Below are 18,433 nucleotides of genomic sequence, written 5' to 3'. Positions count from 1 at the left end.
ATTATGCTCCCTCGCCCGCTAGTGCGCGCTGAATGACTTGTTTTAGTAGGCGACGCGTGAGCGGTATCTTAAAGTCGTTTTGACCATTACCTTTGGCCTCATTTAATAACAGATCAGCGGCTTGCGCGATAATGTCACTATTGCCATCGGTATCCGTTAGTAGTGCCTCAACTTCTTCATTACGCCATGGCTCAGTACCGATACCACCAAATGCCAATCGTACCATCTTTAGATTACCGCTATCATCAGCATCGATGACTGCGGCACAGGATACCAGTGCAAAGGCATAAGAAGCACGATCACGCACTTTGTCATAAGTATGCATACCTTTGATAGGTGCAGGTAATACAACGTGAGTGATAAGCTCGCCTGCTTCCAATACGTTTTCGATATGCGGCGTATCTTTTGGTAAGCAATAAAAGTCTTTCACATTGATAGAACGAGTCGATCCATCAGCTTTGACTGTCTCTATTGTGGCATCCAGTAAGCGCATGGCCACTGCCATATCAGAGGGATGCTGAGCAATACACGCATCGCTTGTGCCCAAAATAGCCAGTGTACGGTTCTCACCATTGATAGCAGGACAACCTGTCCCCGGTTCACGTTTGTTGCAGGCGCTGTCTGTTTGATAGAAGTAATAACAGCGAGTACGCTGTAAGAAATTACCGCCAGTGGTCGCTTTGTTACGCAGCTGACCCGTTGCTCCTGCCAAAATCGCTCGGGATAATACTGGGTAATTTGCAATAACGTCAGGGTGCGCTGCCAAATCACTATTGGTCACAAGCGTGCCAATACGTAAACCACCATCAGCAGTAGTTTCAACTTGTTCTAAGTCAAGACGAGTGATATCGACCAATTTAATTGGGGTCTCAATCTCTAGCTTCATGAGGTCTAATAGATTGGTACCCCCTGCGATGAAGGAAGCATCTTTGGCACTGGCAGATATTGCCGCTTGCTCTGGTGCATCAGCACGACTATATTCAAAGCGTTTCATGAGCGGCCTCCTGTCGTAGCAGTTGCTGTCTGAGTATTTACCGTCTTATTATTTGCTGAGGGTTTGCCGAGTTGCGCCTCGCTAGGCGGCGGTGACCAGATACCTGTCACGCTCGAGTTTTGCACTGCGTTGTCTGTTGGTTGAATACTAGATTCTGAAACCTGACTCTCAAGCACTTGCGAGATGGCTTTGATAATATTTGGATAAGCAGAACAGCGACAGATGTTACCGCTCATGCGCTCAGCGATTTCTTGTACAAGGAAACTATCAGGATTTTTTAAGTCTGTGCTGACATGGCTTGGCCAGTTTTGCTTTATCTCCTCTATCAATGCTGTCGCTGAACAAATCTGACCGGGCGTGCAATACCCGCACTGAAAGGCGTCGTTGTCTTTAAATGCTTGTTGCAATGCTGATAATGAGTCTGGCATCCCGATGCCTTCAATCGTTGTGATTTCATCACCATCATGCATGACTGCAAGTGTCAGACAGGAATTTACCCGTCGACCATTGATGAGCATCGTACAAGCCCCGCATTGACCATGGTCGCAGCCTTTTTTGGGTCCAGTAATTTGTAGGTGCTGACGACAGACATCGAGCAGTGTCGTACGGGCGTCAAGGTTCTCGAGCTGATAATCTTGCTTATTGATGGTTAACGTCAAAGTAGACATGCTGGCTTCTCGCTGGCAGATGAATATAATGGGGTGATGAAAACGCCTCGTAAATATAGCGTCAATAAATTTATTATGACGGATGAAAACGGTTGTTTTGTTTTTACTTTGTAGTGATTGCAGTGTAGTTTTTAATCCAAAACAGTCTCTGAAAGTGAGCGCTACCAATAGCTGCAGGGTGATTGATAATCATTTACGTTAATAAAATTTACCATTCGCCTTTAGCTGATAATCACCAAATTTAACCCATAAATTCTTCAAATCCATTTCTATAATTTGACTATTATTTGACATAATCACTTATCAAATTAAGTCTCCTCATCAATACAGTAGATAAGTTTTTAATGTAAAAAAGCCCCATAGACGAATGCCTATGGAGCTTTTTTATAAACGCTTTAAATATAGTAACCATGCATTAGAACTTACTAAAGCAGCTATTTTCTTAGCAATTACTTAATTAGGCTTTCGTGATGATTGTCTCTTCATCAAAGCGTGATTTTGGCAGCTCAGCGTTAAAGTCATCTTCACTACGATAGCCAAGCGATACGACCGCAACAGCCGTATAGCCCTTGCTACGTAAATCAAACTCTTCATCAAGTGCTTTCAAATCCGCCCCTTCCATCGGCACAGCATCAATACCCAAGGTCGCAGCTCCTAGTAGCAAAGCGCCCATATTAAGATATAGCTGCTCTATCAACCAGTGCGGTTCATCTTTTTGCTCATAACGGCGAATGTCCAAAAACATCTTACGCACTTGGTGCATCTGCTCTTTAAATTTTGGTTCCGCAAAACGACCATCAGCTTCCTCTTTGTCTAGTATTTCATTCAAGAACTCATCATCAGCATAGACACGACTACAGAATACGATGACATGTGAGGCATCTTTTACTTTTGCCGTATTGAATTCATACATGCCATCTGTGCCTTTAGCGATACGAGCTTTACCAGCCTCATCATCAGCAATCACAAAATGCCAAGGTTGGATATTGGTGCTCGAAGGACTGAGACGTAAAATATCCTTTAGACTTTGGAAATCTTCTGCTGAGATTTTCTTATTGGTATCAAATTCTTTGGTGCTGTAGCGCCAGTTCATTGCTTCAGTAATGTTTTTCATTTGTGTATCCTGTATCGAATATTAAGTTTTTATTATTTGCTAAATACTTGGTGTTAGCGTGGGTTATAAGTTATGACTACCCATGTCGGCTAAGCTACTGTAGATAAAAACCCATTTCATGGCCATGACAGATTGGTTAAATATTCATACGTTTTGTTATCAGAGGTTGATTTTTGACTGCCTTATCGCAAAAAAGCAGCTATGAACAATAGCAATCTAGCGAGCAAACATTAGCGAGCAAATGAGTCACTCAGAGCGCATTGTATTCACCTGATTATGCTTTGAATGTTCATTAACGCTTAATGTTTAAAGCATGATTATTACTGAGGTTTCTTGGTCGACGACTATATCTAAGCAGACACATTTAGATGAGATATATAAGCAATCAAAAGTCTTAAATAAAATACAAATAACAATCCCTGCGAGGAAATATGAGCACATCAGAAAAACCACTCCGAATAGATATCGTCTCAGACGTTGTCTGCCCTTGGTGCGTCATCGGCTATCGCCAATTGGCAGCAGCACTTGAGCAAACCAATACAGCTCACACTATCCATTGGCACCCGTTTGAGCTAAACCCCAACATGCCAGCTGAGGGTCAGAACCTGCGTGAGCATATCATCGAGAAGTATGGTTCAACTAAGCAAGAGTCAGACGCCAGCCGAATCAGAATGACTGAAGCTGGTTCCGAGGTTGGCTTTGAGTTTAACTTCAATGATGACACGCGCATGCACAACACCTTTGATTTGCATCAGCTGCTACATTTCGCTGATCAGAAAGGAAACATGCATGAATTAAAACAAGCATTGTTTGCCGCGCATTTTACCAACAACAGAGATATTTCAGATATCAACGTACTTGCTGATATTGCAGCGGATACTGGGCTTGATCGTAGTGAGGCGCTGGCAGCATTAGAGAGTCAGCTCTTTGCTAAGGAAGTACGAGCAGAAGAGCAGCATTGGCAACAACAAGGCATCCAAAGTGTACCAGCGATCATTTTCAATGAGCGTCATCTGGTTAGCGGTGCTCAAGGGGTCGAAAACTATATCAGTATATTAGAGCAATTAGCTAATATGACCGAGTGAATGCATCTGTAACCATACATATAAAATACTGTAGCAAAAATAGCGCTTAATAAATGTGCCTGCTGAGCTGTTATTGATTTTCTCTAAAACAATTTTATAAGCTTTAAAAAAGGCCGCTTCGAAATCGAAGCGGCCTTTTTATTTTTAAAACCGTATTTTCAGAGCAATATCTAACGTTACTGTCAGATATTGCTCTTGCACAATATTTTTTAGAAATGTATCACTGTACGAATACTCTCACCCTTATGCATCAAGTCAAATGCTTCATTGATATCTTCTAGTGGCATGGTATGCGTAATGAAATCCTGCAATGGAATCTCGCCTGCCAAATAACGCTCAACATAACCTGGTAATTCTGAACGACCTTTTACGCCACCAAATGCCGATCCACGCCAGACTCGACCAGTCACTAGCTGGAACGGACGAGTAGAGATTTCTTGTCCCGCACCAGCAACACCGATGATGACCGACTCGCCCCAGCCTTTGTGACAGCACTCAAGCGCCGAACGCATGACATCGACATTACCGATACATTCAAATGAGTAATCTACCCCACCATCTGTCAATTCAACAATCACTTCCTGAATTGGTTTATCGTAATCTTTTGGATTGATGCAATCAGTGGCGCCTAACTTCTTAGCCAGTTCAAACTTACTTTCGTTGATATCAATTGCAATGACACGGCTGGCTTTTGCCATCGCAGCACCGATGACCGCTGACAGCCCAATACCGCCCAGACCAAAGATAGCAACGGTAGCGCCCTCTTCGACTTTGGCAGTATTCATGACTGCGCCCATACCGGTAGTAACGCCGCAACCAAGTAAGCAAACTTCTTCTAACGGGGCTTCTTTATTGACCTTGGCCAAAGAAATCTCTGGTAAGACCGTATATTCAGAAAAGGTTGAGCAGCCCATGTAATGATAGATTGGTTCGCCATCTTTATAAAAACGTGTGGTGCCATCTGGCATTAAGCCTTTACCTTGGGTTTCACGTACCGCTGAGCATAGATTGGTTTTGCCTGATGTACACATTTTACATACACCACACTCTGCAGTGTATAACGGAATAACATGGTCGCCGACCTGCACGCTGGTCACGCCTTCACCAATTTGTTCAACGATACCGCCACCTTCATGTCCCAAAATCGCAGGGAACACGCCTTCTGGGTCTTCACCAGATAAAGTAAATGCATCGGTATGACAAACACCACTGGCGACGATTTTTACTAACACTTCGCCTTTGCGTGGCAGCATGACATCCACTTCTTCGATAGATAATGGCTCGTTCGGCCCCCATGCGATGGCGGCTTTTGATTTGATAAATTTGTCTGACATAGTTATCTCTCTTTTTAATTGATTGTTATCTCAAGGATCTGATACAACGTCTTTCGTTATAAGTAAAAGCCCAGTCATTTTCAATTGAACGCTGTCTGTCCGTTTGTATTCATACTCGTGGCAAAAACATATCGATACAAACTGAGCTTATCTTGCTTAGTCATCGTAGGCAAGTTTCAATGATCGTAGAATGTTGTTTATTTGAATCGATACCAACCATTATATTTATTTCTGAGCTGATAACAATATGCTATATTTGCAAATATCTTTTACATATTGGTAATAATCATGCGCTGGGAAGGGATTAGTGAGTTTGTCAGTGTGGCAGAATCTGAGAGCTTCACAAAAGGCGCAAAGGCGCTTGGTATCTCGACGGCTCAAGTCAGTCGCCAGATAAGCGCGCTTGAGAAGCGATTGAACATCAAACTGCTCTATCGCACCACCCGTAAGGTCTCTCTGACTGAGGAGGGTCGCGTATTCTATCAGCACTGTCGTAGTGTGCTCGATGGCTTGGATGCAGCTGAACAAGCCGTGAGCAATTTACAATCCAAACCCCAAGGTCGAATCAAACTAACAGCCCCTGTGACTTATGGCGAGCAGCAACTGTTGCCGCTGATTAATGACTTTATGATGCAATATCATGATATCGAAGTGACGGCGTTTTTGAGTAATCAAAAGATTGACTTGATTGAGGGTGGTTATGACTTGGCCATTCGTATCGGCAAATTGAGCGACTCGACGATGATGGCAAAAAAGCTCAGTCAGCGTACCAATTTTATCTGTGCGGCGCCCTCTTATCTAGACGTACACGGCACACCGCAAAACCTTGGCGAGCTGGGTCAACACAACTGTTTGCTTGGCACTCGCGACTATTGGCATTTTATAGATGTTGGTAAAATAAAAGAAAGCACTAATACTAGTAGTAAAGCAACTGGCCAAAAAGCCAGTGTCGAAAGAAACCTGCGCGTCTCTGGGAGCATTCAATACAACAGCGGCTACAGTCTAGTCGACGCCGCTCTCAAAGGCTTAGGCATCGTACAGCTGCCTGATTATTATGTGCAAAAGTATCTAACGTCAGGTGAGCTGGTCAGTTTGCTCGATAATTATAGAGAGCCTGAAGAAAGCATCTGGGCCATCTACCCTCACAACCGTCATCTCTCACCGAAGATTCGGCTTTTGGTAGATTATTTGTCTGAGCATTTGATTTAGTAATCTATTCAGATATATTGCAATAACCAGCCTGATTACGCACAATGAGTATTCGATATTACCAACCATCACAAACAATCAAAGGATATGATTATGATAAAACTTGTCTCTGTCGCGGCACTAGCATTGGCCGTGTCATCCTGTGCCAGTATCGACACGCTTTTAACCAAAACCAATAACACAGGCTCAATGACCAAAACCATGACGTCTACCAATGCTGAAAAAGGCTTGGTAACCATGCAAAGTAATCACTCTGTCCAAGAGACTGCTGATAAACTGGCAGCCATTATCGAAAGTAAAGGCATGAAAGTATTTGCGCGTGTCGATCATCAGAAAAATGCACAAGGTGTCGATTTAACCTTGAGACCAACACAAGTGATTATGTTCGGTAACCCTAAAGCAGGTACACCACTGATGAATTGTGAGCAAAGCGTTGCTATCGATTTGCCACAAAAAATCCTCATCAGTGAAGATGCAGATAAAAAAGTATGGCTATCGTATAACGATCCCCAATACTTAAAAACCCGTCATAATATTAAAGGTTGTGATGCCGTTATTGATAACATCTCAAAAGCACTTAATGGCGTTAGTACAGCAGCAGTGGCAAAGTAATAGTTAAAAAATCTAAACAAAAAAAGGTGAGTTAGCGAAAGCATGACCCACCTTTTTATTTGTTCATGCACTTATTAGAAGTTATTAGAAGTTATTAGAAGTTATTAGAAGTTATTAGAAGTTATTAGAAACTATCAGACTGTGCTATTTGTGCATGTAACTCTACTTTTAACTTTTTAGCACACTCGATAATTTTTCTGCGATCAGCAGGAATAGCGCCGTACTCAATCGCGGTTTCTCGCATTTGTACGGTGACGTCATAATGCGGATAACTGGCATTACGGTGGAACAAACGCTCATCCAATTCAATGAACGCCGCAAACTCATGCAGCTCTTGTAACGTATCGGCCAGCAGGTGGCACCACTTGTAACCTTTAAACTCTATCTGCATAAAATCTACATATATTGCCATATAGCTGACTCCTTAATACGTTCTGCATATTTGGATAAAACCACCATTAGCCAGCTTCAACAATAGGAAACACTCTATCGTAAATCCAGTTATATAGTCATTCCACGATAAAAGTGTTACTACGTTAACCTCGCTTGAAGTATTTGATATACATCTACACTCGGTTGTCTTGTACTACTTTTAAATTGAATCGTCTATATTGAACATGCCCAGCTAACCTCTGTGTGAACTGGGCAGATTGTCAAGTACAAAGCTTGGAGGTATGCTGATTGATGGCAGGCTATAGATATCTCTATAATAACTCGTGTAAGTTTTTCTTTAGCTGCTTAAGTACTTTTTGGTACTCACTATCACTTATTTCAACCGTGCTTAAGCGTCCATAGCGTAGATGACGATAGTCTTGTTTGATTTGGATGATTTTATCTTGAATCACTTCAGGATGATCACTGTCTGTTAATTGACTGGCATTACTTGCATCAACGTTAGTTGCGGCACTAGAATCAATAGCTGTCGCTAAACGCTCTAGCCACGCTAACTGCCCTTCATTATCGGTACGAGCCAGTGACTTATCTCGCTTACCTATACGCTGTGACAACTGAGCAAGTGGTAAATCTACTGGATGCCAGCGTTTACGACGACGTTGCCAAATGATAAATACTAGAATAACCATGACCGTAATAGCACTCGCAGCTAACCAAATAATTTGCTGCGTGATTGAGCTGATATTGAACCACTTGAATAGCGAGTCTGCTTGTTTGTCTTGGTCGTAGCCGACGACGTCTTTTTGCCAATAGTAGCTCGCTTGGTCCGAGAGACGACGTAAGGTTTGTAGCATTTGATACTGCTGATAGTTAATCTGTGCACCAGCGCCATTACCAAACATTGCAGCGCCTTGTGACTGTGTCATCGCATCCATCCCCTGCTCGACGCGCTCGGGCGCTACAAAAGCAGTCGGATCGACACGTACCCAACCTTGACCCTCAAGCCAAACCTCAGTCCACGCATGTGCATCCATTTGCCGAACTTCCCACACATTACCACCACGGCTCGGCTCACCACCTTGATAGCCTGCGACGACTCTGGCAGGAATACCTGCCGCCCGCATCATAAAAGTAAAACTCGACGCGTAATGCTCACAGAACCCCGCCTTGGTCTCAAACAAAAACTCGTCAATACGATTGTTATTCAAGCGTGGCGGCGATAACGTATAGCGAAAATCTGTTTGATTAATCCAGTGCTCGATAGCTGCTATATAACGCGTAGGATCTGAGCCTGACTGCGAAAAAAGCTGCTGAGCCAATACTCTTGCTTTTGGATTACCATCATTTGGCAGTGCAAGATTCATCCACCGCGACTCATCCGTAAGGATAGGATCGATACTCATCGGTGAAAACTGCAATACGTCATAGCGCAGCTGCTGAGTGACAGGCTCGTCTTTTAATAACGTGAAATCTGAAGTAATACTGACATCTCGCCGCTGAGCAAAAGGATAGTCGAGACCAAATAGCCAGTTTTGCTGAGTAGGCTCTAAGATAATTTGATAATTATTTGGTGCAACTTGCACCTTTTCGGGAATGGTAGCAAACGCATTATCAATCCAAGCAGGACGTTGCTCTGAAGGCTGCCACTGTCGTTGTTGAGGATTACGACGCCACGTGACGCCATCAAAATCGCTAAATACCAATCCGCGCCAATAGAGCTGCTGCTGGGGTGGACGGTTATTTTCAAACTCTACCCGAAATGCCAACTCCGTTGATTGTCCTAAGTTAGCAAAGTCACCAGGTGACATGCTGTCGGAGACGCCCGTGGTCGCTTGCTGACCTGATAGCTGTACCGACCATAGCGGTGGTAGCCTAGGGAAAAATAGAAACAATACTACCAATAATGGCAGTGCACCAATACCTAATACACCCAAAGTGCGCAGGCGACCATCACCACGATCATTGCCATCATCGTTTAGCGCAATAAATGTCAGTAATACAATAACTGCCCCAATCACCACCTCTAAAGTCGTAAGCAGCCCTTGATCCATCAAAAACAGTGCTGCCAACACAAATAGCGATAAATTCAATACCACATAGGCGTCACGACGCTTGTACAATTCCCAGAGCTTACTGATGAGACATAGCACTAAAAATGCCACGCCCATATCTAGCCCGAATGCCGTATTGTAGGTCAACCACAATCCTAAAAGACCCAATAAGAAGCCAAGCATTTGCATGCCTTGATAGACACGCTTTAAATGAGCTGTCTTTTGAAATCGAGCCTTTACACGGGGCAGCTGGGCGATAATACTCACCACAGCAAAGCCCATTAGCCATAGTGGTAAGTGTGCAGCATGCGGCAAAATAACAATAACTTGTGCAATTATTATCCAATAATACGCTGGCAGTGCCAGTAGCTTGCGATACCATTTATTATTACTACCAAGCGCAACATGAGTAGTGATGTTTTGACCTGAGGCCAACTGCTCGAAGCTTGCAGATTTGATAGAGTCTGCTGTAATAGCATTGGTAGATGCTTCTACATCTTTACCCGAAGACAAGCGTTTAGAATTAGTCATGGTGCTTTTGCCAACCTTAGCAAGCAATCTTGCGCAAATTCATCGCCTTCACCCATCGTTGTAGCAAAGGGTGCATCATTGGGTAAGCACATATTAAATGGCACACCTAGCTGACCCAATGTCATCGCACCATAAGCCAATTGCGATAGCTTTTGTTCATGTTGTGCAGCAGGCATATCGGCATAGTCTAGCGTCTGCTCATGACCAATAGGATCAGCGAAGTGCTTGGTAAGCATTCCTTGACCACGCGCTACATGCCCCCAAGAGACACGTGCCAGCGACTCACCTTCTATGTAGTTATCGAGCCGTTCAAAGTCATCTTGGCCTTGGCGATACTGCCCACCTGTTGGCAAATCCTCTGAGCTTGCAATGGCATACTGCGTTTCCCAATCAAATACTTCAGGTTTTGGATATACCCACGCTGTACGGGCAAAATAGACATAAGACCATGCCTTCATAATACCCAAAGGATAAACTGTTTTTATTCTGAGACGTGGTAATTCAAACTGTCCACGAGCATTGGTCTGGACAGGTAACCGAATGATTTGCTCGCCTTGCAATCTTGTGACCAAGACAGAGCTTGGAATGTCCACGCTACTATCAACCTTCTTATTTAAACTATCAAAGCCAAATAATAGCTGTCGTCTGGGTTGGCGGCTCTCACTACGCAGTTGCAAAGTGACCCAGACTGGAGCACCTGCTTCCGCCATGGTGACTTCTAATAAATGAACTTTCAACCCTGAGATATGCGCGAAGGTTACATGAAAGCTGATGAGCCAAATGCTGATGAGATAAAAACATAAACCCAACACCAGATTATTGCCATAATTGATGCCAGCGATAAAGGTAATGATTAATAATACCGCAAACAGCATCCCTTCACGGCTAAAGAAGATATAAACGTTGCGCAAATTCAGAGTAGCACTGTCAGTTTTGGGTGCACGCGACGCAAACCAACGGCTTAATTTTGACTTAAATAGTACGGTTAGGGCTTTTGGCAAAAGACTCATGACTACCCTATCCTTACCATAGAATTGATAATATCGTCGGTATTGGACGACAAGTTTGACAACAGATGCCTTTCGAGTAATTACTTAGAAAGAACACAATTTCTGTTAAGTGATAAGCTTTTAATAGCCATTGATTCATTGATAAGTAGCTGAATGACTAAAACCTACAATCAATTAACTTTTACTTAGACGGCTTTTACTCAGAAGGCATTTAGATAACGACTGGCACTTCTGCCAAAATACGTTGTGCGATAGTCTTCGTCATTAGACCACCCGTCACATGCGCCGGTACAAAGCGTTGACCGAGACGATGATCAGTGACTGCTGCAAACACAGCTTGGACATCTTCAGGGGTCATCTCCATGTGCCCTGATACATAGGCATGAGCCTGTGCGGAACGTTGTAGCGACAGCACACCACGCGGTGATAACCCATGATATTCTTGGCTTGCTCGTGTTTTTGCGACCAGTCTCTGAAGATAATCCAAGACCACATCTGCAACATACACCTGCTTGACCCCTTGCTGTGCTAACAACACAGCCTCGGTATCAAGTACCGCATCTAAATCTTTCAGTAACTCACGGCGATCTTGACCTTTTAGCAGCTCACGTTCAGCGGCTGGTGAGGGATAACCCAATGACAAACATAATAAAAACCGATCAAGCTGCGACTCAGGAAGCGGATATACACCAGCTTGCTGTAATGGATTTTGGGTTGCAATCACAAAAAACGGCTGAGGCAAACGATAGGTCTGACCATCTTGGGTTACCTGTCGCTCTTCCATGGCTTCTAGTAACGCACTTTGTGTTTTAGGACTGGAGCGATTAATTTCATCGGCAAGCAAGAGCTGAGTAAAAATAGGACCGGGACGAAATTCAAATTTCAGTTTGCTTTGATCATAGATGCTCATACCCAAGATATCTGCAGGTAGCATGTCATTGGTGAACTGGACTCGACTAAAACTCAGCCCTAATAACTGTGCCAACCCTTGTGCTAACGTAGTCTTACCCATGCCGGGCAAATCTTGCAATAGTAAGTGTCCACCTGCCAGTATACCGCTAAGTGCCAACTTCACCACTTGAGGTTTGTCCAACACAATTTGATTCAGCTGGCTCATTAACTGCGTAATTTTTTGCTGATTAGGGGCATAGTCGGTGGTTACAATTGTCATAGTGAATCATTGGCTCATTTTTTATAAAAATAATGGGACGTATTAAACATTCAGTCATACAACTCAGATAGACGTTATTTGATCAGCACAGGGTGAAACCATATCGTTTGGTAAGTCTCAATGGATAGACTCGAATTCAATTTTTCGCTATAAGTGAAAGGCTATTTTTCATCACTCTCAACAGCTGGCACTGTCTCACGAAGTGTTGATAGATAGGCAATCACATCAGCACGTTCTTTGGCATCTGGCATCGGATTTGATAGCATCTTTGAGTCTGTCATGACTTTTTGCGCATCAGCAATATAAGGATCAAGTGTCTTAGCATCCCATACCCATTCTGATTGCTTTAACCCTTTACTATAGGTGTAATCTGTTAGCTGAGCGGCGTGAGCACCATAGATATTCATCAGCTGTGGACCTTTTTTGTTGAGTCCAGCATTGAGCTGATGACATTGCCCACAAGCATCTTGATAAATAATGGCACCATTATCTGCATCACCCTCAGTATATAGCGGCAATGTCACAGAAGCACGATGATCAGGTGGTGTACGATCGCAAGCACTGAGTAATAAAATAGCGGCAAGCAGACTGCTCATTTGATATTTACGAATGATAGGCATTTTTGGCAATCTTTGATGAGAGAGTATCAGCCATGTGTGAACGACATATATGAATGAGACAGTGATAAAAAAACACAGAGCACAATCAATCGCCACTTACACATAGCTGCTTGTAGAAATACAGCATTATTTATTAGACATACACTTATAAATAATGCTTGGATGATAAATAGATATAACGGAAAATATTAACAGGTATCTAAGTTGCGACTTTCATCGTGCTGCCAGGCGCTTCCAAATAATAGCCTTGCAGATAGCGCGCACCCACACTCCAAGCCACAGACATAGTCGCTGCATCTTCAATATAAGGCATCAGCACATCAACGTTAACTTCGTTAGTACGTATAATGAGTGATTTGACTGTTTCCAAATTCTCTGCTGAGTCAATATCTTCCACGTAGCTACGCGGTAAACGCACCATATCTGGCTGCACAAAACTGGCAATTTCTATGGATTTGGCAGAAGAGCCAAAATTATTAATACCCATCTGACAACCGGCTTGGCTAAGTGCTGCAAACTGAGTTTTCGCGACTGTCAAATGATCTGCAATGTCTTTTTCATTGAACTGTAAGGTAAGCACGCCCACTGCGCCGCCCACTGCTTTGATCAGCTGGCTAGCCACGCTAGCTAGTTTTTTATCTATTAATGAGGCACTCGTTAACTGTACTAATAACTTAGCTTCAGGATGTGTTTTACGCACATCGTTTACGTTTCTACAGGCATTGATCAGTACCCAGCGATCTATCTTTTCGAGCAACTTATGTTTTTTGGCAACGGCCATAAACTGGTCAGGTGTCAGCACTGTGTTATCCGCGTCTGACAATGGCAAGCGTAAATACACTTCAAAGAAGTCACTGCGATCATTATTAATATCATATATCGGCTGGAATGTTAGCTCAAAACGATTATTAGTAATGGCATCAATTAATGATTCAGCCAGTGCATGATCATCACTATTAGCATGTTCACTCGGATCATACAAATGATAAGTAGCCCCGTTGTTGGCTGTCTCCAGCATAATCTGGTTGATAGCGTCCATTGCACGCTCAAGCAATACATTTGACTCTGCTGTATTTTTTTCGATTTTGACAATACCGATACTGACTGTGGTACTGGTCGTGCGTTTATCCACTTCAATGAGCATACCATTAATACGTGCACCGATTTGCTCAGCCAGTGTTTTAAGCTCTGCTGTTGTTTTGTCTTCTACAATGATGGTAAAAGCCGTATCACTAAAACGGCTCACACTCCCGTCTGCTACTAGCTCATCTAACGCATAGGCGACCTGTTTGACAGTAGCATCTATTCCTTGCAAGCCTAGACTGCTTCTGATCTTACCAATATTGTCGAGTTGGACGTATAACAATCCTGCTGTCAGCTCCCCTTCGCGGGCTTGCTGATATATTACTGCCATTTTCTCTTCAAAACCGCGTCGATTGTTAATACCTGTCAAACTGTCTTTACATTCAGCCGCTGCCAAACGTTTGGCCACCTCGGCGCTGTTACTGTTGTTTTGTTGAATGATGACCTGAGTAACCGGCTCGCCCTCTAAGGTTGCGGCAGCCAATTGTAACTTTGCTTCAAAAGTGCTGCCATCCGTCCGTAGGCTTTCAAACTTAAACTCTACTTCTTGACGGTTTCCTTTCGCGAATTGACGTAAAAACTGCTTAAAGCCTTTAACGTTATCACCACCTGCAATCAAGTCAATAATAGGTACGCCGATGACATCATTCATCGATGCAAACCCAAAAAGCTGAAGATAAGGATCATTGGCAAAGATGTGAATACCTTGATCTATGTAGGCCACTGCACTTTTAGAATTTTTAATCAATACATTGGCACGTTGCTCTGCTTCAGAGAGTACATGCCGTAATGTTTTAAGCTCGCGGCGACTACGCAGATTATCATGCTGCAAACAAATAGACATCACAACAGACATCTCTTCCTCTACTTTTAGCGCCTTGACCATTGTACCGCTAATAATGTTGGGCAACCCCTCATCATTATGCGCTGTCGCTACCGTCTCCTCATTCAATAAGCAAATCATAGGTAAGTCTATATTTTGCTCTTGGACAAGGCCCACTACATCCGTAAAATTCATATCGTAAGCATTACCGAACACCAACACATCCCACGGTTGCCGCAGCAGTTTTAATAGCTCTTCTTTATCATCCAAAAATCCTAAATTCACACTATCATAATAACAGCCAAGTAACTGCACAAGGCGTTCAGCATAGAGCTGATCGTCATCGATGACTAATAGATTTAAGATAGATTGAGTACGCATAATAAGCCTTTTAAACTTTGTGATCTTATTTTTATATGTTGTGGTCGATACTCTACACCTGTTCTAAAAATCAATTTAGTACAGAGCGTCCTATGGGAATAGGCTTAACATTTTTTATGATACTGCTGTGCTTTCGGAATTAAGGTTATATGCTTTTGTGCCGAAGAGATCATATAAACGATAGCAATAATATCGATCATTATAGACAATAATTTGACTGGTTGCTGACTAACTTATTATTATTCAACATGCTACTCTGCTTTAGCTCTTGAAGCCAAAACCAACCAAATAAAGTCTAATCGTTTCTGTATTTATATCACTATTTTTCTATTTTTGAAAATTTTCTCAAAATATTATAACTGTGCCACCTCATATTGACTAAATTCATCCGTAATCAGTAGCCGTTTCCCCAAGCGTAATAAAGTTTGTTTGGTATTGATACGCATGATGACTCTATCGTCTGTTTGGAAGTAAGACGTTGGTACTATTAGCGTGCCTATAGTTTGTAGCCTCTCGTCCCTACCAAGGATAAATGCCGGTACAAAATGCTGACTACGTGTTTCTGTACCTTCTAAACGCAAACCACAAGCCATCAACTGATGTCCCAGTATTTGCCAATCAATTCCTAAATTTTCGGTATCAAGATTCAGCCAACGCACGACACCAAGTGACCAATCAGGCGGTGTATCTGTATCAGATCGGCAGACTAAAAGCAGACTCATAATATGTAATGGGGGTGGTGCTGTCATAGCAGCATCATCAGTAGTCACTGCATCTATATTCTCTTTATTGGAACTGTCCTCTGAGCTCTCTTCATTTGACTCATTTGCTTTAGCCGATACTCTCAGCGTGCGAAATAGTGACAAACCACCATTACGATCGAATATTTCACTGGCTAATATCTCACTACTATCTTGTTTTTTATTAACCGTATCGTACCGAGGTTGATGCTCATCTTGCAATTGACTTTTGACAATCAAGTTTGCAAAACTTTGTGAGTGACCCACACGATAATGAATATTATTAAAGCCAGTAACCAAAACAGCCTCTTTCTCTATATGGCGTTTTGGTGCTGCTGCGAGGGGCAACTTGAGATAGCGATAACGAATCGTCATTGCTATGTTTTGGAGCAAGTAACTCTCTAGCCCTTCATTGCCTTCTCTAATCAAAGCGTGGCTACGCGAGTCAAAATACTCAAGCATCGGATCCAACTCTATAAATAAGCAGTGATAGCGATCTTCATATGGATTGATTATAGAATTGGCAGTAAGATAAGAAGGCGGCTTGTTACTTTGTAAATCTACATATATCCGAGTCTCAGTTTGTGGCTCTATTGTCGCAATAATATGCTTAGCCCATACAGACAATAAACGTTGTACTAACAAAATATTAGGACGACGCATAGCACGTACGTTTAATAAGCTATGTAAGCAAATTTGACAGTACAAGCGGTGTATATTATTAGCATGCTGGGTATCTATCACTTTACTCAAATCAACTTCAGTAGCATGATACTGATAAGCAAGGTAATACAGCTGATTAATTTTGGCCCATAAATAAGAAGAGGGTTTTTGATAACAAAGCGCTTCTGCAAACAAGAGTCTTTGATACATCATCAACGTCTGATAAATAGCGATGGCAAGTGTCGTTGATGAAGATTTATCACCATTGAAATAGCGTTGCCAACCGTTACTTGCCGTGTATTTCTGTTGGCTGTTTAACAGTGATATTTTGTAACGTATAACTCTGTCATAGGCCATAATAATGAGATAGTACAGTGACTTTATCTGGTTCACATAACCTAGCTGAACGCTATTAAGTGCTTTCAGCTCATAAATAAAATGCTGCCGTAATGCAGCAATTAATTTATCTGAAGCACCTATTACCGCAACCATCAGTTTAAGACGTTGCTGCTCATCTATGTTGGCCACGCGTAATACCGTCAGTATCTTCTCTAACTGATCAACCTGCTGTATTTGCGTTTGCGAAGGCAAGTTTTCCAATAGTTTGAGCAAGTAACGCTCTTGACCACTAGCTGCTCGAATCAATAGTGGCGGTAGTGGTTCTGCAGAAGATAAGTATTCTTGAAACGCCGATAAAGTTATCATCATTCTTCCTAGTAACTCTGAGTAACTTAGCAGAAGGCGACTACTTAGCCATACCATCCGTAATAACAAAATAATGCAAAGTAGCTGCCACTCTCAAAAATCGACAGTATAGTTTTAGCTGTCATTGGGGTATCCAACACCTATTTGTCAGCACGTAAACCTTCAAATAAAACACTCTTTGTTTACTATTTCTAATATCCTATAGTGCCTATATTAATTTACATTGTAAATGTTAATTGGCACCTTAAAAGGTTTATTCGGTAGCTCTCTTACCAGTTTTGGCACGAGATAGCCTGGTAATGCGGCCAGTAGTGACCAGTAAAGCTCGATTGACGACCGCTCGTCTCTATCAAAATGTGCGGCGCCAGCAACCTTGTCTAATACATGCAGGTAATAAGGTAGCACCCCACATGAGAACAAACGTTGACTTAGTTGTGTTTGAGTCTCAACACTATCGTTGATGCCTTTTAATAAAACGGCTTGATTTAGCAAAGTCACGCCAGCTGACCTAGCACGTTGCAAATATTCGGACGTTAAGGTATCTATCTCATTCGCATGATTGCAGTGAATCACCATAACAATATGGCAGCGACTTTGAGACAATCTAGCCAGCAACGCATCATCTAAACGTGCTGGAATGACCAAGGGTAAGCGAGTATGCAGTCGAATCGTGGTCAGTTGCGGGAGCGACTCTAGCGTATCCAGCCATGCAAACAAACGCCTATTTGTCACATTCAATGGATCACCACCACTCAAAATCACCTCATTGACTTCTGGATGGTCCATGATATAACGAATGATATTTTCTTTTGCATCGGCCGTGGGCATATTAGCGCTGTAGTCAAAGTGTTGACGAAAGCAATAACGGCAATGAATGGCACAAGCACCTGTAATGGTCAGTAATACTCTTGACTGGTATTTGTGAAGCATGCCCTTTACTGGGTTTTGAGCATTTTCGTGTAAGGGGTCAGCCACATAGCCCGTTACCTTGATTTGCTCCTGTTGATCTGGCAATACTTGCTTCAATAAAGGGTCATTACTATCCCCAACGGTCATTTTTGCCACAAAACCTCGCGGTACACGCAGCTCAAAATGCTTAGGCACATAGACACTGGTACGTAGTGATTCAAGCTGCAAGAGACTTAATAGCTCATCAATAGAAGTAATGGCTTCGGTTAATTGCGTTTGCCAGTTTTTTTGTGTGATTAAATGGTTTATCATGACAGCCTGTTACCTGTGCCCAAAA

15 protein-coding genes are annotated in these 18,433 nt (G+C 42.6%); 3 read left to right on the top strand and 12 right to left on the bottom strand.

The annotated features are described in order from the left end of the window. Position 1: 1 nt before the first annotated feature. The 3 genes from I6E61_RS10490 to nfsB all read right to left on the bottom strand — a co-directional run bounded on the left by I6E61_RS10490 (position 2) and on the right by nfsB (position 2,776). Positions 2–994 (bottom strand): xanthine dehydrogenase family protein subunit M, encoded by a 993-nt coding sequence (locus I6E61_RS10490; RefSeq protein ID WP_197134341.1) that lies wholly within the window; start codon positions 992–994, stop codon positions 2–4. After that, positions 991–1,662, bottom strand: coding sequence for a 2Fe-2S iron-sulfur cluster-binding protein (locus I6E61_RS10485; protein ID WP_197134338.1), 672 nt, complete (start codon positions 1,660–1,662; stop codon positions 991–993). Before I6E61_RS10485 ends, I6E61_RS10490 begins: the two co-directional genes overlap by 4 nt. A 457-nt stretch (positions 1,663–2,119) precedes the next feature. Beyond that, positions 2,120–2,776 carry an oxygen-insensitive NAD(P)H nitroreductase gene (nfsB, locus tag I6E61_RS10480; RefSeq protein WP_194197736.1) on the bottom strand — a complete coding sequence of 219 codons (657 nt, stop codon included), beginning with the start codon at positions 2,774–2,776 and terminating at the stop codon, positions 2,120–2,122. A gap of 431 nt (positions 2,777–3,207) precedes the next feature. Here nfsB and I6E61_RS10475 point away from each other — a divergent pair, with 431 nt between their 5' ends. Beyond that, positions 3,208–3,861, top strand: a complete 654-nt coding sequence (locus tag I6E61_RS10475) for a DsbA family protein (protein WP_197134335.1) — start codon at positions 3,208–3,210, stop codon at positions 3,859–3,861. Positions 3,862–4,070: 209 nt separating this feature from the next. Here I6E61_RS10475 and I6E61_RS10470 read toward each other — a convergent pair whose 3' ends face one another. Further along, positions 4,071–5,195 carry an S-(hydroxymethyl)glutathione dehydrogenase/class III alcohol dehydrogenase gene (locus I6E61_RS10470; protein ID WP_197134332.1) on the bottom strand — a complete coding sequence of 375 codons (1,125 nt, stop codon included), beginning with the start codon at positions 5,193–5,195 and terminating at the stop codon, positions 4,071–4,073. A 288-nt stretch (positions 5,196–5,483) separates the two neighbouring features. Between I6E61_RS10470 and I6E61_RS10465 the strand changes: the two genes are divergently transcribed. Further along, entirely contained in the window at positions 5,484–6,404 is a 921-nt protein-coding gene (locus I6E61_RS10465; RefSeq protein WP_227685799.1) for a LysR family transcriptional regulator, read from the top strand. A 93-nt stretch (positions 6,405–6,497) separates the two neighbouring features. Further along, the gene (locus tag I6E61_RS10460) at positions 6,498–7,016 is read left to right on the top strand and encodes a DUF302 domain-containing protein (RefSeq protein WP_197134329.1); all 519 of its coding nucleotides are present in this window, start codon (positions 6,498–6,500) and stop codon (positions 7,014–7,016) included. 124 nt (positions 7,017–7,140) lie between these two features. On the opposite strand, the gene I6E61_RS10455 is transcribed toward I6E61_RS10460, so the two are convergent. From I6E61_RS10455 to epmB, 8 genes are all read right to left on the bottom strand, one after another. Then, positions 7,141–7,428: a DUF4031 domain-containing protein gene (locus tag I6E61_RS10455; RefSeq protein ID WP_197134325.1), complete on the bottom strand. Its 288-nt coding sequence runs from the start codon at positions 7,426–7,428 to the stop codon at positions 7,141–7,143. Positions 7,429–7,720: 292 nt separating this feature from the next. Then, positions 7,721–9,991: a DUF3488 and transglutaminase-like domain-containing protein gene (locus tag I6E61_RS10450; RefSeq protein WP_197134322.1), complete on the bottom strand. Its 2,271-nt coding sequence runs from the start codon at positions 9,989–9,991 to the stop codon at positions 7,721–7,723. Continuing rightward, on the bottom strand, positions 9,988–11,001 hold the full coding sequence (locus tag I6E61_RS10445; RefSeq protein ID WP_197134319.1) for a hypothetical protein: 1,014 nt from the start codon (positions 10,999–11,001) through the stop codon (positions 9,988–9,990). Before I6E61_RS10445 ends, I6E61_RS10450 begins: the two co-directional genes overlap by 4 nt. Before the next feature lie 211 nt (positions 11,002–11,212). After that, on the bottom strand, positions 11,213–12,172 hold the full coding sequence (locus I6E61_RS10440; protein ID WP_197134317.1) for a MoxR family ATPase: 960 nt from the start codon (positions 12,170–12,172) through the stop codon (positions 11,213–11,215). A 161-nt stretch (positions 12,173–12,333) separates the two neighbouring features. After that, complete coding sequence (locus I6E61_RS10435) at positions 12,334–12,792, bottom strand: cytochrome c family protein (RefSeq protein WP_197134314.1); 459 nt, start codon at positions 12,790–12,792, stop codon at positions 12,334–12,336. A gap of 199 nt (positions 12,793–12,991) precedes the next feature. Beyond that, complete coding sequence (locus I6E61_RS10430; RefSeq protein WP_197134311.1) at positions 12,992–15,079, bottom strand: GGDEF domain-containing phosphodiesterase; 2,088 nt, start codon at positions 15,077–15,079, stop codon at positions 12,992–12,994. A 353-nt stretch (positions 15,080–15,432) separates the two neighbouring features. Further along, positions 15,433–17,187 carry a hypothetical protein gene (locus I6E61_RS10425; protein WP_197134308.1) on the bottom strand — a complete coding sequence of 585 codons (1,755 nt, stop codon included), beginning with the start codon at positions 17,185–17,187 and terminating at the stop codon, positions 15,433–15,435. Between the two features lie 213 nt (positions 17,188–17,400). Then, a complete protein-coding gene (gene epmB / locus I6E61_RS10420) occupies positions 17,401–18,408 on the bottom strand; it encodes an EF-P beta-lysylation protein EpmB (protein WP_197134305.1) in 1,008 nt (335 codons plus the stop codon). Positions 18,409–18,433 lie beyond the last annotated feature (25 nt).

The sequence above is a fragment of the Psychrobacter sp. NZS113 genome (assembly GCF_015864825.1).
Lineage (GTDB): Bacteria > Pseudomonadota > Gammaproteobacteria > Pseudomonadales > Moraxellaceae > Psychrobacter.
Note: the sequence above shows the minus strand (reverse complement) of the source record. Positions and strands in the feature narration are given on the sequence as shown.